Source organism: Proteus sp. Marseille-Q3619, assembly GCF_965283115.1.
The window spans coordinates 525,218-545,967 of the sequence record NZ_CBDIMP010000001.1 but is presented as its reverse complement, the minus strand read 5'-3'; the positions used below and the strand labels follow the sequence as shown (position 1 = coordinate 545,967).

20 protein-coding genes are annotated in these 20,750 nt (G+C 37.7%); 13 read left to right on the top strand and 7 right to left on the bottom strand.

Annotated elements, in window-relative coordinates:
- The first annotated feature begins 51 nt into the window (after positions 1-51).
- The 4 genes from dapA (at position 52) to purC (ending at position 4,085) form a co-directional block, all read left to right on the top strand.
- Entirely contained in the window at positions 52-951 is a 900-nt protein-coding gene (gene dapA / locus ACWPWK_RS02585) for a 4-hydroxy-tetrahydrodipicolinate synthase (RefSeq protein WP_109373654.1), read from the top strand.
- Between the two features lie 16 nt (positions 952-967).
- A complete protein-coding gene (gene bamC / locus ACWPWK_RS02580; RefSeq protein WP_109373653.1) occupies positions 968-2,014 on the top strand; it encodes an outer membrane protein assembly factor BamC in 1,047 nt (348 codons plus the stop codon).
- A 248-nt stretch (positions 2,015-2,262) separates the two neighbouring features.
- A complete protein-coding gene (locus ACWPWK_RS02575) occupies positions 2,263-2,853 on the top strand; it encodes a phosphatase PAP2 family protein (RefSeq protein WP_023581905.1) in 591 nt (196 codons plus the stop codon).
- A gap of 518 nt (positions 2,854-3,371) precedes the next feature.
- Positions 3,372-4,085, top strand: coding sequence for a phosphoribosylaminoimidazolesuccinocarboxamide synthase (gene purC, locus ACWPWK_RS02570; RefSeq protein WP_088495303.1), 714 nt, complete (start codon positions 3,372-3,374; stop codon positions 4,083-4,085).
- A 165-nt stretch (positions 4,086-4,250) separates the two neighbouring features.
- On the opposite strand, the gene ACWPWK_RS02565 is transcribed toward purC, so the two are convergent.
- Entirely contained in the window at positions 4,251-4,862 is a 612-nt protein-coding gene (locus ACWPWK_RS02565) for a glutathione S-transferase family protein (RefSeq protein ID WP_109373652.1), read from the bottom strand.
- A 113-nt stretch (positions 4,863-4,975) separates the two neighbouring features.
- Positions 4,976-5,674, bottom strand: a complete 699-nt coding sequence (locus ACWPWK_RS02560; protein ID WP_109373651.1) for a helix-turn-helix transcriptional regulator — start codon at positions 5,672-5,674, stop codon at positions 4,976-4,978.
- Between the two features lie 267 nt (positions 5,675-5,941).
- Between ACWPWK_RS02560 and ypfJ the strand changes: the two genes are divergently transcribed.
- The 3 genes from ypfJ (at position 5,942) to ACWPWK_RS02545 (ending at position 9,391) form a co-directional block, all read left to right on the top strand.
- Positions 5,942-6,826: a KPN_02809 family neutral zinc metallopeptidase gene (gene ypfJ, locus ACWPWK_RS02555; protein WP_109373650.1), complete on the top strand. Its 885-nt coding sequence runs from the start codon at positions 5,942-5,944 to the stop codon at positions 6,824-6,826.
- 61 nt (positions 6,827-6,887) lie between these two features.
- Positions 6,888-7,340: a DUF441 domain-containing protein gene (locus tag ACWPWK_RS02550; RefSeq protein WP_006533030.1), complete on the top strand. Its 453-nt coding sequence runs from the start codon at positions 6,888-6,890 to the stop codon at positions 7,338-7,340.
- A 2-nt stretch (positions 7,341-7,342) separates the two neighbouring features.
- The gene (locus ACWPWK_RS02545; protein WP_109373649.1) at positions 7,343-9,391 is read left to right on the top strand and encodes a tRNA(Met) cytidine acetyltransferase TmcA; all 2,049 of its coding nucleotides are present in this window, start codon (positions 7,343-7,345) and stop codon (positions 9,389-9,391) included.
- On the opposite strand, the gene ACWPWK_RS02540 is transcribed toward ACWPWK_RS02545, so the two are convergent.
- Positions 9,354-9,563 (bottom strand): YpfN family protein, encoded by a 210-nt coding sequence (locus tag ACWPWK_RS02540; RefSeq protein WP_109373648.1) that lies wholly within the window; start codon positions 9,561-9,563, stop codon positions 9,354-9,356. The two genes, ACWPWK_RS02545 and ACWPWK_RS02540, sit on opposite strands and share 38 nt — an antisense overlap.
- Before the next feature lie 98 nt (positions 9,564-9,661).
- Here ACWPWK_RS02540 and ACWPWK_RS02535 point away from each other — a divergent pair, with 98 nt between their 5' ends.
- Positions 9,662-10,045 carry a DUF454 family protein gene (locus tag ACWPWK_RS02535; protein ID WP_109373647.1) on the top strand — a complete coding sequence of 128 codons (384 nt, stop codon included), beginning with the start codon at positions 9,662-9,664 and terminating at the stop codon, positions 10,043-10,045.
- 2 nt (positions 10,046-10,047) lie between these two features.
- Here the strand turns inward: ACWPWK_RS02535 and ACWPWK_RS02530 are convergent, their stop codons facing one another.
- From ACWPWK_RS02530 to ACWPWK_RS02520, 3 genes are read right to left on the bottom strand one after another with little or no spacing between them, the layout of a single operon-like run.
- Entirely contained in the window at positions 10,048-10,716 is a 669-nt protein-coding gene (locus ACWPWK_RS02530; RefSeq protein WP_109373646.1) for a M15 family metallopeptidase, read from the bottom strand.
- Positions 10,713-11,843 carry a succinyl-diaminopimelate desuccinylase gene (dapE, locus tag ACWPWK_RS02525; RefSeq protein ID WP_109373645.1) on the bottom strand — a complete coding sequence of 377 codons (1,131 nt, stop codon included), beginning with the start codon at positions 11,841-11,843 and terminating at the stop codon, positions 10,713-10,715. The genes ACWPWK_RS02530 and dapE overlap by 4 nt, the downstream gene beginning before the upstream one ends.
- A gap of 5 nt (positions 11,844-11,848) precedes the next feature.
- On the bottom strand, positions 11,849-12,220 hold the full coding sequence (locus ACWPWK_RS02520; RefSeq protein WP_109373644.1) for an ArsC family reductase: 372 nt from the start codon (positions 12,218-12,220) through the stop codon (positions 11,849-11,851).
- Positions 12,221-12,426: 206 nt separating this feature from the next.
- Between ACWPWK_RS02520 and ACWPWK_RS02515 the strand changes: the two genes are divergently transcribed.
- Entirely contained in the window at positions 12,427-12,987 is a 561-nt protein-coding gene (locus ACWPWK_RS02515) for a hypothetical protein (protein ID WP_100160343.1), read from the top strand.
- A gap of 77 nt (positions 12,988-13,064) precedes the next feature.
- On the opposite strand, the gene ACWPWK_RS02510 is transcribed toward ACWPWK_RS02515, so the two are convergent.
- On the bottom strand, positions 13,065-13,688 hold the full coding sequence (locus tag ACWPWK_RS02510; protein ID WP_069368881.1) for a response regulator: 624 nt from the start codon (positions 13,686-13,688) through the stop codon (positions 13,065-13,067).
- Between the two features lie 556 nt (positions 13,689-14,244).
- On the opposite strand from ACWPWK_RS02510, the gene maeB reads away from it, so the two are divergent.
- From maeB to ACWPWK_RS02490, 4 genes are all read left to right on the top strand, one after another.
- On the top strand, positions 14,245-16,527 hold the full coding sequence (maeB, locus tag ACWPWK_RS02505; protein ID WP_109373643.1) for an NADP-dependent oxaloacetate-decarboxylating malate dehydrogenase: 2,283 nt from the start codon (positions 14,245-14,247) through the stop codon (positions 16,525-16,527).
- A 215-nt stretch (positions 16,528-16,742) separates the two neighbouring features.
- Positions 16,743-17,612, top strand: coding sequence for a ChaN family lipoprotein (locus tag ACWPWK_RS02500; protein ID WP_109373642.1), 870 nt, complete (start codon positions 16,743-16,745; stop codon positions 17,610-17,612).
- A gap of 45 nt (positions 17,613-17,657) precedes the next feature.
- Positions 17,658-18,440, top strand: a complete 783-nt coding sequence (locus ACWPWK_RS02495; RefSeq protein ID WP_232797462.1) for an energy transducer TonB family protein — start codon at positions 17,658-17,660, stop codon at positions 18,438-18,440.
- A 28-nt stretch (positions 18,441-18,468) separates the two neighbouring features.
- Entirely contained in the window at positions 18,469-20,637 is a 2,169-nt protein-coding gene (locus ACWPWK_RS02490) for a S9 family peptidase (protein WP_109373640.1), read from the top strand.
- Positions 20,638-20,750: the final 113 nt, after the last annotated feature.

The following is a 20,750-nucleotide window of genomic DNA, read 5'->3' as shown; positions in this document are numbered from 1 at the left end:
AGAGCAATGAATGAGTACCATTGAGTATACGTCTATCTCGGAGCAATGATTATGGTGAATAACGAATTTAATTTTACAGGCAGTATGGTGGCATTGGTGACACCAATGGACGCAAAAGGCAACGTTGACCGGGTTAGTTTACGTAAATTAGTTGACTATCATGTTAATGCAGGCAGTGCTGCAATTGTTTCTGTCGGTACAACAGGAGAATCTGCAACATTAGGTCATGACGAGCATGTTGATGTCGTTTTAATGACATTAGATATGGCTGATGGGCGTATTCCTGTAATTGCGGGTACGGGCGCTAATGCAACATCTGAAGCAGTCTGGTTTACACAACAGTTTGAAAATAAAGGTATTGCAGGTTGTTTAAGTGTAACACCATATTATAATAAACCTTCACAAGAAGGGTTATATCAGCACTTTAAAGCGATTTCTGAAAGCACCGAGTTACCACAAATCTTGTATAATGTACCGGGTCGTACTGGATGCGATTTATTGCCTGTAACTGTTGCACGTTTAGCCAAGTTGGATAATATTGTGGCAATTAAAGAGGCGACAGGGAACTTAAGTCGTGTTAGTCAAATCCAAGAGTTGGTTAATGATGATAGTTTTATCTTATTAAGTGGTGATGACGCATCATCATTAGACTTTATGCAACTTGGCGGTCAGGGTGTTATTTCGGTTACTGCTAACGTTGCTGCGTCAGAGATGGTAGAATTATGTCGATTAGCAAATGCGGGTGAGTTTGCGAAAGCGCGTGAACTTAACCGACGTCTGATGGACTTACATCATCAGTTATTTGTTGAACCTAATCCAATCCCAGCTAAATGGGCGTGTCAACGTATTGGATTGATTGAAGACGCCACATTGCGCTTACCTATGACTCCGTTGACATCATCAGGTCAGCAAATTGTTGAGAAAGCGCTGTTAACAGCGGGAATACTGTAAAACTTAGGGAATTTTAATGGCAACACTATTGCATAAATCAAAGATTATGAAAGTCGCGGGTCTGTCGCTGGTGGTCTTACTGGCAGCCTGTTCAAGTGATCAGCGCTATAAACGTCAGGTCAGTGGTGATGAGTCTTATTTAGAGACAGCAGGGCTAAAGAATTTAGCGATTCCGGCGGGTATGGTGTTGCCTTTGCAAAATGGGGAATATGACATTCCAACCCCTAAAAGAACTGAACCTGTTGGTTTAGCGCTTGATATTCGTCCACCAACTCAAGCATTGAATCTATTAAGTGGTTCTCGTAGTGAAAATAATGCAGACAACAGCCGTTTGCTATTACCAAACTCACCTGAAAACACAACACTATATGAACAAGTTAGTTCTATCTTAAAAGAGAAAGGTATTGCGATTGTTAAAAGTGATGCTGGACAAAAAGAGCTCCATACTGATTGGATCACATGGTTACGTGCTGATGAAAACGTACCTTTCCAAACACGTCAGCGTTTAGTAATTGCTCAGTCAGGTAATGTTATTTCGTTAACAGTGACTAACGAAGGTTTACGCCAAGGCGAAACTGAAATGACTGATCCGGCTGAAGTGAAGCGTTATAATATTTTAATGCTTAACGAATTGGTTGATGGCTTAAACCGTATGCGTAATTTAAGCGAAAATACGGCAAGCAGCAACATACAAGGTATTATCGATGTCCAAAGCGGCAGTGATAATGCTGGCCTTCCAGTGATCATCGTTCGTGCACCATTTGATGTGGTTTGGGATAGATTACCTATTGCATTAGAAAGTGTTGGTATGAAGATGGGCGATCGCACACGTTCTAAAGGTTCAATTGAAGTAACCTATAAAGGAATGAGTAGTGCAAACTGGAGTGCGTTAGGTGTTGATAGACCAACTGTTGAAGAAGCGGATTATAAATTACAAGTCGGCGATTTAAATAACCGCAGTAGTTTACAATTTATCAGTGATAAGGGTAAACCATTAACACAATCACAAAATGATCAAATGGTTGCTGCACTGAAAGCTGCTTTCAGTAAGCCTGTAAAATAAGTATTCTTCTTTAAAAATATGAGAAGCCGCACAATATATGTTGTGCGGCTTTTTTATGATCTTAACTTAATTGTATTAATCTAAATTAAACATCATTAATTGAATGCTCTTTTAATGATAGGGTTTAATTTAAATTTATTAATAATATTAATCTTAATGCAATACGCTTAATTTTATGCAATATTGCGTCAATTCTTATTCTTAAATAAAAATAACAAAGCATTCTCTGACTATATGAAGGAGTATTTATGAGTGCAGGTGATATGATTATTCACTTGATATTAAGTGGGATACTTATTGTAGGTGTTTATCAATTTTATTTTTTTACTCAACGATATACATTGAGAGAAGTGAAAATTATTAATTCACCGATTGATGAAAAGATCCCTTTCTGGCCATGGTGGTCATGGATCTATAGCTTTTTATATTATCCTGCAATTTTATATCTTAATTGGATCATTCAAGACTCAAGACAATTTATTATGATTGTTTTTAGTTATATTGTTTTGTTAGTTATGCAAATGTTTTTCTTTGTTGTGTTCCCTGTTGCAACCCCAGCACATTGGCGTACCTTAAACCCAGGAAAAACAGCGTCAGAGAAATTTCTTAAGTTTGTTCAGTATTTTGATGATTCCTCAAACTGCTTCCCAAGTATGCACGTTTCCGTTGCAACACTCACAGCGTGTCTTGCTTATGCAACTTTAGGACCATGGGTTTTCTTATTCCCATTATTTATTGCATTATCTTGCATGTTTACAAAACAACATTACTTAATTGATTTACCTGCCGGCGCTTTATTAGGTTGGTTTGCTTATGAGATCTACTGTTTTATTATTTAATTAAGCATTATGTTATTACGAGATAACATGAATTTTTTTAATATAAAAATAGATAAGAGATAAATCATTAAAACTTGTTGATGCTAATATTGATAACCAGATTAATTTGCAATAAAAAGAAATTAATCTGGTTTTTTTATTATTGATTACTCAAAATAGATGTAATCTGAAACAGATCTAAGATTTATTAAGAATATCATCTGAAAATAGAAATAATAAGGTGATATAATCTATAATTATTCTGACTTTTTATATTTTATATATCCTAATTTTACTAAACCACTCTTTATATTGATTATGATAACTTTAGTTATTAGCGCAGTTATTCAATAGAATTAATTGAAATATGATTTCTAATTATGGTGTGGTTTTCAACAAAAAAACGTTGTGAGCAATGCGTTGTCGCTGAGATTTTTTAGTGATAGTACTCACGTTTTAAAAGCTTTTTTATCTAATCTAGAGTAGAGTATGGGAAGCAAATTTCTTGTTAAACCTATCACATCTTTGGAGTGTGTCAGATGCAGAAAAAAGCTGAGTTGTATCGTGGAAAAGCCAAAACGGTCTACGCCACTGAATCTTCTGATTTTCTTATCCTTGAATTCAGAAATGATACATCAGCGTTAGATGGCCAACGTATTGAACAGTTTGATCGTAAAGGAATGGTAAATAACAAATTTAACCATTTCATTATGAATAAACTGGAAGAAGCGGGTATCCCAACGCAGATGGAACGTTTGCTTTCTGATAATGAAGTGCTAGTAAAAAAACTCGATATGGTACCTGTTGAATGCGTTATCCGTAATCGTGCAGCGGGATCATTAGTCAAACGTTTAGGTATCGAAGAAGGTACACTTTTAAATCCACCAATCTTTGATTTATTCTTGAAAGATGATGCTCGTCATGATCCTATGGTCAATGAATCTTACTGTGAAACCTTTGGTTGGGTATCTAAAGAAAACCTCGCAGAAATGAAACGTTTGAGTTATAAAGCAAACGATGTCCTTAGCGAACTCTTTGATAAAGCAGGACTTATTTTAGTCGATTTTAAACTTGAGTTTGGTCTATTTCATGGCAAGGTTGTATTAGGAGATGAATTCTCTCCTGATGGAAGCCGTCTATGGGATAAAAACACCTTAGATAAAATGGATAAAGACCGTTTCCGTCAAAGCTTAGGCGGATTAATTGAAGCATACGAAGAAGTTGCACGTCGAATCGGTGTTTCTTTAGACTAAATACGCAAACGATTACGTCAAGTTAAACAAGATGTAATTAGAAAAGGTCAGCTTAAAAGCTGACCTTTTGTTTTAAATATCACGTTTTAAATGGAATGTATTAAAGAACATAATTAAGCAACTATGCAGATAGCTTGATTGAATTATGTTTAATAATAAGAAAATTTATCGTAATCCTAAGCTTTCTAATAATTGTTTAATCTCATTATTAAGCGCAAGGCTATCAATATATTGATTAATCAGAGGTGTAGGCTGGATAAGTGCATATTTGCACAAAAATATAAGGAAATAACCCACATAAATATCAGCGGCAGTCAGATTTTTACCACAAAGATAAGGTTTGGCGCTGGCTAAGCCCGTTTCTAAGCAATGAAAAGCGCGTTCAAAAGAACCAAAACCAGATGATTTTTGCTGTTCTTCATTAAGTTCAATACCAAGCTCTTTCACCGTAAATGCAGATTCAATAGGGCCTGCTGTAAAAAAGAACCAACGATAATAAGCAGCACGCTCAGGTGAATTAAGGGCAGGAGCAAATCCTTTTTCAATAAACTTATCTGCTAAATAAGCGCAAATTGCCGCTGTCTCTGTAACGACGATTTCGCCATCGACTAATGCAGGAACTTTTGCCATCGGATTAATAGCAAGATATTCAGGGGTACGCATTGGTTCGCCATATTCTAATTCAACACGCTGATAAGACACATCTAATATTTTTAAGAAAAGTTCAACGGTGTTACCGCGAGACATTGTATTAGTATAAAGAATAAGTTCACTCATAATGTTTCCTTACTGTGTTGATTAATATGATGTTGTTTAAACTGAAACAGCTAAGCTAATATAGCTAAACAAAGAACAGCAAACAGCAAGGAAGATATTACGCAAACCGTGTGTCAATTTTTGTCAGGAGCCTCTTTGAGGATCTCTTTTTTCCATCGAGAGAGTAAATAATTTTTAGGGTAAGGCAAATTATCACTTAATACTTCATAAGAGATAATTCTATCGAGCCTAAAATGGCGATAGCTTTGACGTAGTTCACACCATGCAGCAATCACTTGTGAATCTTGAAAGTAACCCACAGCAATAGGCCAAATAATTCGAGTGCTTAATTGCTTTTGAGCATCTTTATAATCTATTTTGGCTTTTTTTTCTTCGCGTAAACTAAAACGCATATCTTTAGCTATGGTATGATCAATTTCAATAATTCGGTTAGTGGGAACAAATAATGTATTTTGTTCAAGTAATGTTTGATGCTGTGTTGTGATCACAGTATTGATTTTATTAATTGCCCGTAACGCCGAGTGACTTAACTCTTTATCTGTATTACTTTCTACCCAACGTAAACCTAAAATAAGTGCTTCAAGTTCATTAATATCAAAGGTTAATGGCGGTAGGAGTAAACCTGATTTTAGCTGATAACCTATACCTGCTTCACCCGTAATTTCAGCGCCTTGATTACGTAAAGACTCAATATCACGATAAATAGATCTAACACTAATTTGTAATTTATCTGCTAATACCTCTGCCGTTATCGGATAGCGATTTTCTTTTAAAATCTGCAATAAAGTGAGTAAACGTTGAGTTCGAGTCATTAAATTATCTATTTATTAGTGAAGAAAAAATACAAAGGCAAGAAATAAGAATTCTATTATGAAATCGTTAAAAAAACAGTTTTAATTCCTTATGATGCTTATTTTTTCGTTGTGGCAACGGGTACTAGCTTACTCTGATAGTCTCTATTATCTTGCTCTTAAAAAATAGGGAATAGAGATTGCAATTATTTGTTATTATCTCAAATCAAGTGATAAATTTGTTCATAATAAAGCTAAAATCGTCTATTTAAAATGTGGGGATAAGTTATGCGTTGGAATGATCGCCGAAGAAGTGACAATGTTGAAGATAGAAGAGGGCAATCTTCTCCCGCATCAGGCGGTGGCAATCTCCCATTAGGATTAATTGCACTTTTGTTACGCACTAAATATGGGTTTGTGGTTATTATTGTTTTAGTGATAGCCAGTTTTATGGGATTTGACTTTAACTCATTAACGGGTGAAACCGACCAACCGCCACAACGCAACGAACAACAAAGTGCCCTTTATAATGAAGCCGCAGATTTTAGTAGCGTCGTTTTAGCCAGTACAGAAGATTTTTGGCAAACTATTTTTGCACAAGCAGGCAAACAATATAGCTATCCTAAACTTGTTTTATATACCAACAGCACCACAACGCAATGCGGTACAGGTACAAAAATAATGGGGCCTTTTTATTGTCCCGCGGATAGAAAGATTTATCTCGATCTCTCTTTTTATAATGAAATGAAACATAGCCTAGGTGGTGGCGGTGAATTTGCTCAAGGTTATGTGATTTCACATGAAGTAGGGCACCATGTTCAGCATTTATTAGGTATCACTGATCAAATGCGTGAAAAACAACAAATGGCGCGTTCAAAAGCAGAGGCAAATCGTTTATCTGTAAAATTAGAGTTGCAAGCAGACTGTTTTGCTGGAATGTGGGGACATTTTATTGCAGGTGAAGGTCGTATTGATGAAAGTGATTTATTAACTGCGATCAAAACGGCGCAAGCGATAGGTGATGACAAGTTACAGAAACAACAGCAAGGTTATGTAGTGCCCGATAGTTTTACACACGGCACAGCAGAACAACGCAAGACTTGGTTTATGAGAGGCTATAACAGTGGCAGTATTAAATCTTGCGATACATTTGCTTCTTCGTCTTTGAACTAATACCATTTGTCGATAAATAAAAGATAATTAACTCTATAAAGAGAAAGGCTTAGGAACAAACATGAGTAACGTTGATCCCTCACTATTAATTTTGCTGGTTCTCGCAGGACTTGGCATTATTAGTCATAATATGACTGTAACGTTAGCAATGCTTGCTTTGCTAGTGATTAAAATCACACCTCTAAATCAATATTTTCCTGTTGTTGAAAAATATGGCATGACTATCGGGATCTTAATTTTGACCATTGGGGTAATGACACCCATAGCAACAGGACGTATTTCAGGGCAAGAAGTTCTTAACTCATTTTTAAACTGGAAATCATTACTAGCAATTGCGATAGGAATCGCGGTTTCTTGGTTAGGCGCACGGGGCGTTTCTCTAATGAATAACCAGCCTTCAACGGTTGCTGGCTTATTAGTGGGAACAGTCATTGGTGTCGCACTTTTCCGAGGTGTGCCTGTTGGACCATTAATTGCAGCTGGTATTCTTTCATTGTTAATCGGTAAATCCTAGCTGTGCCATTGTCTCATTTACATCAATATCAGCAAAAATTAGCTCAATTAGGGCAACGCCAGTTACTGCTATTAGCGGGTGAACCAGCATGGCAAACGGCACAGATCCAGCAAATTACTCAATTATGCCAAGGTGATTGGGTCACTATTTCTTTCAATCAACCCCATGCTATTTTACCTGAACAAGCTATTCGCCTATTGGGGCGTGAGTTCCTACATGCGGTTTTTGATGCTAATGAAGGATTTAATACTGATGCTTTAGCCATGTTAACGGGCACATTAAAAGCAGGTAGTGTATTGATTTTGTGCTTGCCTGATATTGAACGTTGGGACAGTTATACCGATAACGATAGTCAGCGATGGAATGATGCTCAAGGTGTACTTTCAACACCAAATTTTATGGCATGGCTAAAAAACATCACTTTAGGTGATGACAAAGCAATTGTCTGGCAACAATCAACGCCATTTCAATTACCCAAATTGATTGAAAAGGCTAAACCTTGGGCACTTCCACAAGGTAAACCAACCGCAGAACAGCAAGTAATTTTAGATAATTTGCTATTATCGACATCGGGTATTTGGAGTGTTATTGCACCAAGAGGCAGAGGAAAGTCAGCGCTGGCGGGAATGTTTATCGAACAATATCAAGGAAATGTGCTGGTATGTGCACCTGCTAAAAATAGTACAGATGTTTTATCTTCACACACCAATAAAGCTATTTCATTTTACTCTCCTGATAATTTATTAGCGTTGTGTATAAATAACGAAATTCAAAGTGATTGGCTAATTATTGATGAGGCTGCTTCTTTGCCTATTGCACAACTAGAAGTGCTGTGTGGTTATTTCCCTAATGTCTTAATGACAACCACAGTACAAGGCTATGAAGGAACAGGGCGAGGTTTTATGCTGAAATTAGGAGACAACATTCCTAATTTGCATACCTATCAATTACAAACACCAATTCGTTGGGCTAAAGATTGTCCATTAGAAAATTGGCTTAATCAATTGTTATTGCTTGATGAGCTTGAGTCTGATTTTGAGCGTCAAAAACAAGGTGAAGTCGATATCCACCAGCTTCAAGGAAATTGGCATAACAATATTTCACAACTACATGATTTTTATCAGTTACTTACTAGTGCGCATTATCGAACAACGCCACTTGATCTACGGCGTTTACTTGATGGTCAAAAACAGCGTTATTGGTCAGCATCAATCAATAAAAAAATCGTGGGTGCTGTGTGGTGTATCGAAGAAGGAGGATTACCTTTCGAACTTGCTTATGATGTCTGGCTAGGTACTCGTAGGCCAAGAGGTAATTTGGTTGCTCAATCATTAGTAACTTATGGTTTAACACCCGATGCAATGTGTTTGAACTCATTGCGTATTAGCCGCATTGCTGTTTTACCTCAATATCGACGCCAAAAAATTGCCGCAACTTTAATTGCTAATATTGTAAAAGAGAGTCAAAAACAGGCTATTGATTATCTTTCGGTGAGCTTTGGTTATACCGAAGTGTTAGCACAGTTTTGGATGCAATGTGGCTTTCAAATAGTGCGCTTAGGAGTACATAAAGAGGCAAGTAGTGGATGCTACGCTGCAATGGCAATTTATCCACTAACAGAAAAAGGCGAACAGTTATTACGCTCGTCTTTACGTGCTTTTGCTTTGCAATATCCTCAGATAGAACAGCAAACCAAGCTCTGCTTAGCGGATAATTTAATACCAAATCATGTTGCTACATCACAAGACCGTTGGTTAGTGATGGCGGGTTTTGCATTTGCTCATCGTCCCGCACTTACTGTTTATGAGAGTGTTGCTAATTTTTTAGTAGGTTATGAGCAACACTATCCGTTATTAGTGGCTTTTTTTGTAGACAATAAGTCACTCGAGCAGTGTGTGGCTGAGTTTTCTTTATCAGGAAAAAAAGTCTTAACTAAGCAATTAAGAGAGCAATGTGCGCAATTAATGGCTGAAAAAGATCCTCAATTAACATCGCGTTATCAACAGTGGCTAGCTACTTATTCTCATCCTTCTTGTTTTGATTTTGTTTAGGCCAATCATCTTCATCATCCCATTTATCATTAAAATCACGATGTGGAGGCAACTTTCGCTTATTTTTAAGAAATTGCTTGGGATCGATTTTGTTCATATCTTTAATAGCGTTAATGATAATTCCTACTAAAAGAATTAAAATTACCCACCAATAGTCAGCAATCCAGTGCATAAATAAGCCTTATATTTTAAAATTGTTGTTGAGAATGAGGATCTTTTTTATTTACTCTATAAAATAACGCAATAAAGCATAGGTTGGAAAAGCACAGCATGAAACGGATATTATTGATTATAGCAGGTTGGTTATGTGTTGGATTAGCTACATTAGGTGTTATTTTGCCTGTGTTACCCACTACACCTTTCTTATTGCTTGCTGCATGGTGTTTTTCTCGTTCGTCGAAGCGCTTCCATTATTGGTTACTTTATCGCTCTTGGTTTGGTCCTTATTTACGATATTGGCAAACTTATCACGCTATGCCTAAAGGGGCGAAACCTAAAGCAATCTTAGTGATCTTAATTACCTTTGCGATTTCACTGTGGCTAGTGTCTATGCTTTGGGTCAGAATATTATTGCTGATAATCTTAGTGTGTTTGTTGATATTTATGTGGAGACTTCCTGTTAATGATCAACAAGAAGTCCCATGTGAAAAATAACGTTACTCAGGCAAAACAATGTAACGTGCAAATATTTCGTCAAGATTAGCTAACAGCCACTGTTTACCATAAATATTCTCTTCTTCTAACACAGATTTTAGAATATCAGGCGTATAAGCAAGAGAAGCTTCATGGGAAAGAGGCCAATAACTGATATGCCATGGCTCGTAAGCAATATCGCTCTCTTTATGAGTAAAAGGGCGATAAAAGTCATACGCTGACATATTCTCCGTTAACCATTCATTAAGCTCTGCAAAATAGCCACCATCTTCGTATTCCCAAGGTTCTAATTGTAATGATTGACCTTCAGGTAAACGAAAAGGATCGTAAATATCAATCTCAGTGCCCCAATGGTGGCGACTTGCACCGGGCAATGCTGACCATTTTAAAATAGCGATACAGCGCTCACCATCTGATAATGCATGAATATCTATTGGCTGGCTTTGTGCATCTAAAACAGGGCGAGTACCTTCAAACTTTCCATTCCATATAGCTAATTGGCGGTTAAAATCACGAAAAGAGCTGGCTGGCATTAATTTAAAGCCTGCTTTTGTGGCTTGTTGTTGTAATGCTAAAAAAGCCTTAGTGGCATTAAATTGCAAGCGATGCTGACCAGATAAAGTGACTAAATGATCAGTAGAACGGCCAGTTAGCATTAAAGGCGTTATCATAAAATAAGTTGCTCCATAACCCGCTGATAAATTCGGCTAAGCTGTTGTAAATCTGCCGCATTAACACACTCATTAACTTTATGAATTGTTGCATTAACAGGGCCTAATTCGACAACTTGCGCGCCCATTTGGGCAATAAATCGACCATCAGAAGTGCCTCCACTGGTGGAAAGCTCTGGCTCTAAATTGGTGTAATGCTTAACGGAGTAACGGACAGCTTCAAGTAATTTACCTTGGCCGGTAATAAAAGGCTGGCCAGATAAAGACCATTCCAACTGATAGCGAAGTTGATGCTTTTGTAGTAACGCTTCTGTACGTTGGCGAATTTCTTCATCTGTAATGGCAGTACTAAAGCGGAAATTAAATTGAATAAACAGCTCACCGGGGATCACATTATTGCTGCCTGTACCTGCATGGATATTGGCAATTTGCATTGTAGTTGCTGGGAAAAACTCGTTGCCTTCATCCCAAACAGTATTAACGAGCTCTTGGATAAAAGGGGAGGCAAGATGAATAGGATTTTCTGCAAGGTGAGGGTAAGCGACATGACCTTGCACACCTTGAATAATTAAATTTGCTGTTATTGAGCCTCGACGACCATTTTTTACCATATCGCCTAAATGATGTTGGCTTGAAGGCTCACCCACAAGGCAATAGTCGAGACGTTCGCCACGCGACATTAAAGATTGTACGACTTTAACCGTGCCGTCTGCGGCTTTGGCTTCTTCATCCGATGTAATTAAAAAGGCCAGTCGTCCACGGTGATCAGGATAAGAGCGAACAAAACGTTCAGCAGCGACAATCATGGCGGCAAGCGAGCCTTTCATATCCGCCGCACCGCGTCCATATAACATACCATCACGAATAGATGGTTCAAAAGGCGGGTTATCCCACAAATCAAGATCACCTGTTGGTACAACATCAGTATGACCAGCAAAGGCTAGTGTTTCGCCTTCACCACCACGACAAGCCCAGAGATTTTCAGTTTCACCAAAAGGCATTCTTTCAATCGTAAAACCAAGAGGGGCAAGCCTATCGATAATCAGTTGCTGACAACCTTGATCATCAGGGCTGATTGAGGGACGCGAAATCAGTTGTTGTGCAAGCTCAATAACAGGACAGGACATAAAAATTAGGCTCCTGTAAAGGACGAATAATCATTGACATCAAAACCAACAACAAAGCGGTTGTCTGATGACACAAGAATAGGGCGTTTAATGATCGCGGGTTTATCTAACATAAGTGAGATTGCAGAGGTAACATCAGTGATTGCGTTTTTTTCTTCATCAGATAATTGACGCCAAGTTGTTCCTCTTTTATTCACAAGTGTCTGCCAATCTAAATTTTCTGTAAAGGTGCGTAATAATGCTTCCGTCAAACCCTCTTTGCGGTAATCATGAAACGTGTAGGGAACATGATTATCATCTAGCCATTTACGTGCTTTTTTGATTGTATCGCAATTTTTTATGCCGTACATGGTATATGTCAGGTTTGTCGTGGACATGATATTTTCCTTATATGACAATACGTAATATTAGTATTGATGAGAATGAGTGTTATACAATTCCAAAATAACAGCTTTTGTTGTAGTGAAAAATCCTATTTACATTATAAAATATATCGGATATTAAACTGTCACGTTAGTGTAACGAATTGTGTAGCGTAGAGTAATACAAATACGAATAAAGATTTCCGTTGGTAAAAGAGAATATGAAAAGTATTTCACTGAGTCTTATATTGCTTTTACTTTCTTCTTTTAGCTGGGCAGATGAAGAAAATGACAGTCAAAAAGTTGATGAGTATAAAATAGCCTTAGAGGCTTTTTTTAACAGTGATTATTTATTGTGTTTGGGCGAAGGGAAATGGCCTGTGTACAGCAATGAAGATGATGCCCCTTGGGTGCTAGAAAGAATGCATGCATTAGTTGAGGCAGGATTGATTGAACAAACCGCAAATGGAGAAGAATGGGTGTTCAATCTCAGTGAAAAGGGGCGCAGAGCATGGCAACCTTATCAAGACTTCTGTTATGGTCACCTGTTCATTAGCCAAATTAAAGAGATCCAACCGATAGGATCAGGCAAAAGTAAAATTTATTTTTATTATGGTGTAAAAGGTATTCCTTCATGGGCAACCAATGAAGAAATACAATCCGCTTTTAGCGAACTTGATATTGTGATTAATGGAATAAATCGAGAGCTGTATCAGTTAAATATCGAAAAGTTACCAGATAACCATTTTAAAGTATTAAGTTATCCAGTTCCTATTGAGTAGAGATGATTTAATATAGCACTAAGCAGAATATTCAATAATAGCTCTGATTACCCCGACCCAGTGTCGGGGTAAAGCGTTTAGTACTGATGCTTAATAAGAATAAGACTGGCAGCTAAACGAGAAGTGACTTGCAGTTTCTTTAAAATATTACGAATGTGGACTTTCACTGTTTCTTCAGAAATAAATAAATTCTCAGCAATTTGTTTATTTTTCATTCCAGCAGACACTTCATGAAGAACATCTAACTCTCTTTTAGTCAATGCTGAAAGTGGATCAGAATAGTTTTGCCTAAGCTGAATATATTGCCACACTCGCTCACTATAAACAGGATGCCCAACAGCTGCTTTGCGTAGGCTAAGTAATAGCATGTCTAACTCACACTCTTTTAAAAGATAACCGTTTGCGCCAGCATCCAACGCAGCGTAAACATCATTACGTGAATCAGAAACGGATAAAACAAGAACATAAGATGTTAAACCAGAGCGACGAAGTGTTCGAATAATATCAATACCTGAACGCCCTTGTAGATTTAAATCCATCATAATTAAGTCTGGATTTAACTGTTTTGCAGCGGTTACAGCCTCTTGAGCATTGCCACTTTCGCTTACTACGACAAAGTCCTTGTCTTTTTCTAACAATAGCCGTAATCCATATCTCATGATAGGGTGATCATCCACTATCATAATTGAGTAGCTAGGCATAACCCCTCTCCCTAAAAAAAAATAATAATGTGCGTAATCTTTCCAATAGCAGAAAATAAAAAAGTAAATTCCAAATGAGGAATAAAAATTAGAATCAGACATCTTATTAAAACAATAAGAAAATAAAATTGACGGTTCGCAATATTACACCAATTATTGTTACGGGTAAAAAAGAAAATAACCAAAACGACTAACAAAAAATCTAATTCTATAAAATCTTTATAGTTACAATGAGTTGTGTGGAGATAAGACTATTAAAAAAATAATCAACAAGTGAAAATAGTTATTGTTTTTTTAAACAATATAAAAAAATTAATTATTTTAAATGTTAATTTAATATCTGGTAAATAATAAACAAATATTGTCTTTTTTCTGTTCGAGTTTATTACACTGGTGAAATTAAATAGTGTTAATAACATACCTACAACTAGGTATTAATTGTTTATAATAAATCTTGTTTACTAATTTGAAAAAAGTGTCGGAGCCGTCATGATTTAACGCTCCATTACCATTATACTAACGAAGCCCTTACCCTATTGATACAAAGGATATGAAGATGGAAGACAAATTAAAACAAAGCGCTCTAGATTTTCATGAATTTCCCGTACCTGGCAAAATCACAGTAACACCAACAAAACCACTCATAACCCAACGTGATTTAGCATTAGCTTACTCACCAGGCGTCGCCGCTCCTTGTTTAGAAATTGCAGCAAATCCTCTTGCTGCTTATCGCTACACAGCCAAAGGTAACCTTGTCGCGGTGATTTCAAATGGTACTGCGGTACTTGGACTTGGAAATATCGGTGCCTTAGCAGGTAAGCCTGTGATGGAAGGTAAAGGCGTTTTGTTTAAGAAGTTTTCTGGCGTTGATGTTTTTGACATTGAAGTTAATGAGACAGATCCTGACAAACTCGTTGACATTATCGCATCATTAGAGCCAACATTTGGTGGTATTAACCTCGAAGATATTAAAGCACCAGAGTGTTTCTATATTGAGAAAAAACTGCGTGAGAAAATGAACATTCCTGTATTCCATGATGATCAGCATGGTACAGCGATTATCTCTACAGCCGCAATTCTCAATGGTTTGCGTATTATTAAAAAAGAAATTAGTAAAGTAAAATTAGTGGTATCAGGAGCAGGTGCCGCGTCTATTGCTTGTATGAACTTATTAGTTGCTTTAGGGCTAACACGCGAAAACATCACTGTATGTGACTCTAAAGGGGTTATCTACCGTGGACGTGAAGCTAATATGGCAGAAACCAAAGCTGCTTATGCAATCGAAGATAACGGCACTCGTACATTAGATGACGTTATTAATAATGCTGATATTTTCTTAGGTTGCTCAGGGCCTGGCGTATTAACGCAAGAAATGGTCAAGAAAATGGCTCGCGATCCACTTATTCTCGCGCTTGCAAACCCAGAACCTGAAATTTTACCGCCGTTAGTAAAAGCTGTACGTTCAGATGCGATTATCTGTACAGGGCGTTCTGACTACCCAAATCAGGTTAATAACGTATTGTGTTTCCCATTCATCTTCCGTGGCGCATTAGACGTTGGTGCGACAGCAATTAATGAAGAGATGAAACTCGCTTGTGTTCATGCTATTGCAGAATTAGCACTCGCGGAACAAAACGAAGAAGTTGCTTCTGCCTATGGTGATCAGGAACTCTCTTTTGGCCCTGAATACATTATTCCGAAACCGTTTGATCCACGTTTGATTGTGAAAATTGCGCCAGCAGTTGCAAAAGCGGCGATGGATTCTGGTGTTGCAACACGTCCAATTGAAGATTTCTCTGCTTATATCGAACACCTTAATGAGTTTGTTTATAAAACGAACTTATTTATGAAACCTATTTTCTCGCAAGCGAAAAAAGAGAAAAAACGCATTGTGTTAGCAGAAGGGGAAGAAAACCGCGTACTACATGCAACGCAAGAATTGGTAACGTTAGGATTAGCCACTCCAATCTTAATTGGCCGTCCTAGTGTGATTGAAATGCGTATTCAGAAATTGGGTTTACACATTAAAGCTGGTAAAGACTTTGAAGTGGTGAATAATGAAAACGACCCACGTTTCAAAGAGTATTGGCAAGAATATCACCAAATCATGAAACGTCGCGGTGTATCACAAGAGCAAGCTCGCCGTGCAATGATTGGCAATCCAACACTTATTGGTGCCATTATGGTTCGCCGAGGTGAAGCAGATGGTCTGATTTGCGGTACTGTGGGTAGCTATTCTGAACATTTTGAAATCTACAAAAATGTGTTTGGCTTACGTGAAGGAATGGAAACCGCAGGGGCAATGAATGCTCTGCTATTGCCAAGTGGTAACACTTTTATTACAGATACTTACGTCAATGAAGACCCAACCGCAGAACAACTAGCTGATATTACGATTATGGCTGCTGATACTATTCGTCGCTTTGGTATCGAGCCAAAAGCAGCGCTGGTTTCTCGTTCAAGTTTCGGCTCATTTGATAGCCCATCTTCAATCAAACTCAGAAAAGCGTTAGAGATAATCAAGCAACGTGCACCTGAATTAGAGATTGATGGTGAAATGCATGCAGATGCAGCATTAGTAGAATCTATTCGCCGTGATGTGATGCCAGATAGTCCATTAAAAGGCGCTGCAAACCTATTAGTTATGCCAACAATGGAAGCCGCACGTATTAGCTATAACTTGCTGCGTGTGACAAGCTCTGATGGTGTGACAGTAGGACCAGTATTAATGGGTGTTGCTAAACCTGCCCACATCTTGACGCCAATTGCATCAGTACGTCGTATCGTGAATATGGTGGCATTAGCTGTTGTGGAAGCTCAAGCACAATCTCAAAATTAATTGTTACTAATTAAATAATTCCATTCATAAAGCGCTTTTTATTAAAGGAACCCCCGATAGTTGGACAACCGATTATCGGGGGTTTTTTATGCTCATCAAATCAGCACAAAGAATGTTAAATGCAAATTAATATAAGAATGATATTGATAATTATTAACAACAATATTAACCTATGCGTCTAACTAAAGTAGGTATATATAACTAATAGGATGATTATGTTTTTCTCAATATCAAAAAAGATCTTACTACTAGTTTCATTAATAAGTCTTTCAGCATGTCATTCAATAGAAAAACAACCTGTATCAACCGTAGATCTGGCAATTATTCAGTCAGCAAACATCATTGATACTCAGACTGGGCAATCCATCACAGCAGACACACTGTTAACACGATTAGCAAGTCAATCACATGTGATTATTGGTGAAAAACATGACAATGCTTATCATCATGATATTGAGTATTGGTTAATGACAGAGCTACCTAAAAAACGCCCTCAAGGAGCAGTTTTACTTGAGATGCTAACTCCAAGCCAGCAATCATTAGTGGATAACACAAAGAAACGTTATTCAGGCTCCGAATATCTACGAGATGAGCGACTAATGGCTGCATTAAAATGGAATTCAGGTTGGCCTTGGAAATGGTATGGCAATATAGTTAAAGCAGGGCTAAGCGCTGATTATCCTTTATTAGCGGCAAATATTGATCGCAGTGAAATATCTAGTGCGTATAAAAATCCTCCTATTATTGATGGTGTGCATTCAACTGATACCTCTGTTCGCCAACTTATTCAAAAAACAATTGAGCTTTCTCATGACGGTGAGCTTGATAAAACACAAGCAGAAAAAATGACGGTTATTCAGCAATTGCGTGATCGTGCAATGGCTAAAAGTTTATTAGATGCTCCGACACCCGCACTGTTAATTGCTGGCTCTTTTCATGCTACAAAAATAATGGGTGTACCTTTACACGTTGCTGATCTAGCACCGAATGAAAAAGTAACTGTGGTGATAATGACGGAAGAGGGAAGTGATGTGACTTCCGTTCATGCCGATTATCTTTGGATAACACCTGTCGCCTTACCTTAATTTATTGATAACACGAATATGCTTATTTCTTCTTGTATGGATCAAATGCCAAAATTTCAGCTTTGTAGTTCTAAAGCATTTATTTTGGCTCTCGGTGTACATGCTATTTTTGTCATGGCTTATTTTTATTTCAATAAAGAGAATACGGTACTTATACAAGAGCCAGAATTAGCTGTAATGATGAGCTTAAGCGAAAACGTACAAGCACTCAGTGATGAAAAACAGGTTGTAGGCGTCGATCAACAATTGGCGGTAGCAAGCCAAAAAAAGGTAGAGCAAGATATTGCTGAAAAACAGCCTGATCTAATTGTGAATGAAAATGCAGATATTTTGCTCGAAAAACCTAAAAAAAGAGTCAATGTAGAGCAAACAGCTAAAGTGACACCTATAACCTCTCCGGTAAAGCCCGCGCCTACTATTAGCGAAAATGTGTCTAGCCAATCAGCACCATCAAGCAGTCGCTCTGCGGCGAAACAGCAATCTAATGATGTTAGTGCAAATTATGATAGCGATTCAGATAGTACGGAAAGCGCATTAGCATTATGGCAAGCTAAAACAAAAGGGCATCTTAATCGCTATAAAGCCTATCCCGAAGAAGCCAAAAGTAAAGGTAGAACAGGGATTTCTAAAGTACGCTTTATTGTTGATGAACAAGGTTATGTCATATCGAGTGAATTAATTCTTAGTAGTGGCGTGCGTTCTTTAGACAGAGAAGCACAACGAGTACTCAAACGTGCAGAACCCTTACCAATACCGCCAATTGAGTTATTGTCGAAAGGTAAAATAATGGTTGAAATGCCAATTGAGTTTTCTACACTAACGTTCTAACGACAGGTCAAAAAGGAAATAAAACGTTATGCTAGTCGCAACAAAAAAACGGATGACGTTGCAATTAACGAGTGCGATCATGGCATTGTTAATTTCAGCAACACCTGCATTGGCTCAAAATCAGAAGGACTCCCTAGTGATGCCACCAAAAGCGAATAAAGTGCCTCATGTGATGACAGAACATGGAGACACGCGCACCGATAATTACTATTGGCTAAGAGATGATTCACGTAAAGATCCTAACGTGCTTGATTATCTGAATGCTGAAAATGCCTATACTGAATCAGTGATGAAAGAAGGCAAGGCGCTCGAAGAAACGCTCTTTAATGAAATGGTGAGCCGCATGGCTCAAAACGATGAATCAGTGCCTTATATTTATAATGGCTATACTTATCGGACTATTTATCAAGAAGGTAAAGATTTCCCTATTTATCAGCGTAAACCAGTAAATAGCGAAGGTGAATGGGAAGTTCTCGTTGATGGAAACGAACGTGCTAAAGGGCACGAATTCTATCAATTAGGTGATTTGACAATCAGCCCAGATAACAAACGTATCGCTATTGCAGAAGATAAAGAAGGGCGCAGAAACTATAATGTTGCCTATAAAGATTTATCGGATAATACATGGAAAGAGAATGTGTTAACCAATATCTCAGCAAATCTTGTGTGGGCAAATGACAGCAAAACACTATTTTATGTTGATAAAGATCCGCAAACCTTACTGCCTTATCAAATCTATCGCCATCAATATGGCACTGATCGTAAACAAGATGTCAAAATTTTCGAAGAAAACGACGATCGTTTTTATACATGGATGGGTAAAAGTAAATCTGAAGATTACATTCTTGTCTCTATTGAAAGCTCAACAACCTCAGAATCTCGTTTAATTGACGCGAATGCGCCAGAAAAACCAATGGTAATATTCTCTGCGCGTCAAGAAGGGCGTGAATATGATATCGACCATTTTAATGGCGAATTCTATATTCGTTCGAATCATGAGAGTGAATTGTTTGGTCTTTATAAAACGGCATCAATCGATAAGCCTTGGGAAACCGTCATTGCACCACAAAAAGAGGTCGATTTAGAAGGTTTTGATCTCTTTAATCGCTGGTTAGTTGTGGAAGAAAGAAAACAAGGACTAGTGTCATTACGTCAAATTGATTGGAAAACAGGTCAATCGACGAATGTGACCTTTGACGATCCTGTTTATATGGCATGGCTAGGTTTTAACCCTCAAGCAGATAGCGAAGAGCTTCGCTTTGGTTATACTTCTATGACAACGCCTTCTTCAACTTATCAATGGAATATGCAAACGCATCAAAAGCAATTGCTTAAACAGCAAGAAGTGAAAGGCTTTGAACGCAATTTATATGAAAGCGAGCGTATCTGGGTAAAAGCACAAGACGGTGTTGAAGTTCCCGTATCATTGGTTTATCGCAAAGACTTATTTAAGAAAGGTGAAAATCCTATCTTAATTTATGGCTATGGCTCTTACGGTAGCAGTATCGATCCTTCGTTTAGTTCACCTCGTTTAAGCTTATTAGACCGAGGCTTTGTGTATGCCATTGTGCATGTGCGTGGTGGCGGTGAATTAGGTAAACGCTGGTATAACCAAGGTAAAATGGAACATAAAGTTAATACTTTTACAGACTTTATTGATGCCACTAAATATCTAATTGCCAAAGGTTACGGAGCACCCAAACACGTTTACGCTATGGGTGGCAGTGCGGGCGGATTATTAATGGGCGCCGTTGTGAATATGGCACCTGAGTTATACCGCGGTGTTGTATCTCAAGTTCCATTTGTGGATGTTGTGACAACAATGCTTGATGCTTCAATTCCTTTAACAACAGGGGAATATGAAGAATGGGGAAATCCTGCTGATAAAGACGTTTATTTCCGCCTAAAATCGTATAGCCCATATGATAATGTGGTTGCCAAGGCATACCCTCATTTATTAGTCACAACAGGATTACATGATTCACAAGTGCAATATTGGGAGCCTGCAAAATGGGTTGCGAAATTGCGTGAATTAAAAACAGATAATAATCTGCTATTACTTGAAACTAATATGAGTGCAGGGCATGGTGGTAAATCAGGGCGTTTTAATCGCTTACGCGATACAGCCAAAGAATATGCTTTTATTCTGATGTTAGAACAGCCTGAAGTCTATTTTAAAGCTCAAAATATAAAATAGAATAATCAGTAATAGTAAATCAGTTTAATAAATTAGCCTGTCTCTCATTAAGGGAGACAGCGCTATTATTTAAAGCAAACATAACAATAATAATATTTTCTAGTTTAATGACT

Bases quoted from the DNA above. Each gene is read 5' to 3' on its own strand.
- dapA (WP_109373654.1), top strand. From the start codon at position 52: ATGGTGAATAACGAATTTAATTTTACAGGCAGTATGGTGGCATTGGTG.
- bamC (WP_109373653.1), top strand. From the start codon at position 968: ATGGCAACACTATTGCATAAATCAAAGATTATGAAAGTCGCGGGTCTG.
- ACWPWK_RS02575 (WP_023581905.1), top strand. From the start codon at position 2,263: ATGAGTGCAGGTGATATGATTATTCACTTGATATTAAGTGGGATACTT.
- purC (WP_088495303.1), top strand. From the start codon at position 3,372: ATGCAGAAAAAAGCTGAGTTGTATCGTGGAAAAGCCAAAACGGTCTAC.
- ACWPWK_RS02565 (WP_109373652.1), bottom strand. From the start codon at position 4,862: ATGAGTGAACTTATTCTTTATACTAATACAATGTCTCGCGGTAACACC.
- ACWPWK_RS02560 (WP_109373651.1), bottom strand. From the start codon at position 5,674: ATGACTCGAACTCAACGTTTACTCACTTTATTGCAGATTTTAAAAGAA.
- ypfJ (WP_109373650.1), top strand. From the start codon at position 5,942: ATGCGTTGGAATGATCGCCGAAGAAGTGACAATGTTGAAGATAGAAGA.
- ACWPWK_RS02550 (WP_006533030.1), top strand. From the start codon at position 6,888: ATGAGTAACGTTGATCCCTCACTATTAATTTTGCTGGTTCTCGCAGGA.
- ACWPWK_RS02540 (WP_109373648.1), bottom strand. From the start codon at position 9,563: ATGCACTGGATTGCTGACTATTGGTGGGTAATTTTAATTCTTTTAGTA.
- ACWPWK_RS02535 (WP_109373647.1), top strand. From the start codon at position 9,662: ATGAAACGGATATTATTGATTATAGCAGGTTGGTTATGTGTTGGATTA.
- ACWPWK_RS02530 (WP_109373646.1), bottom strand. From the start codon at position 10,716: ATGATAACGCCTTTAATGCTAACTGGCCGTTCTACTGATCATTTAGTC.
- dapE (WP_109373645.1), bottom strand. From the start codon at position 11,843: ATGTCCTGTCCTGTTATTGAGCTTGCACAACAACTGATTTCGCGTCCC.
- ACWPWK_RS02520 (WP_109373644.1), bottom strand. From the start codon at position 12,220: ATGTCCACGACAAACCTGACATATACCATGTACGGCATAAAAAATTGC.
- ACWPWK_RS02515 (WP_100160343.1), top strand. From the start codon at position 12,427: ATGAAAAGTATTTCACTGAGTCTTATATTGCTTTTACTTTCTTCTTTT.
- ACWPWK_RS02510 (WP_069368881.1), bottom strand. From the start codon at position 13,688: ATGCCTAGCTACTCAATTATGATAGTGGATGATCACCCTATCATGAGA.
- maeB (WP_109373643.1), top strand. From the start codon at position 14,245: ATGGAAGACAAATTAAAACAAAGCGCTCTAGATTTTCATGAATTTCCC.
- ACWPWK_RS02500 (WP_109373642.1), top strand. From the start codon at position 16,743: ATGTTTTTCTCAATATCAAAAAAGATCTTACTACTAGTTTCATTAATA.
- ACWPWK_RS02495 (WP_232797462.1), top strand. From the start codon at position 17,658: ATGCCAAAATTTCAGCTTTGTAGTTCTAAAGCATTTATTTTGGCTCTC.
- ACWPWK_RS02490 (WP_109373640.1), top strand. From the start codon at position 18,469: ATGCTAGTCGCAACAAAAAAACGGATGACGTTGCAATTAACGAGTGCG.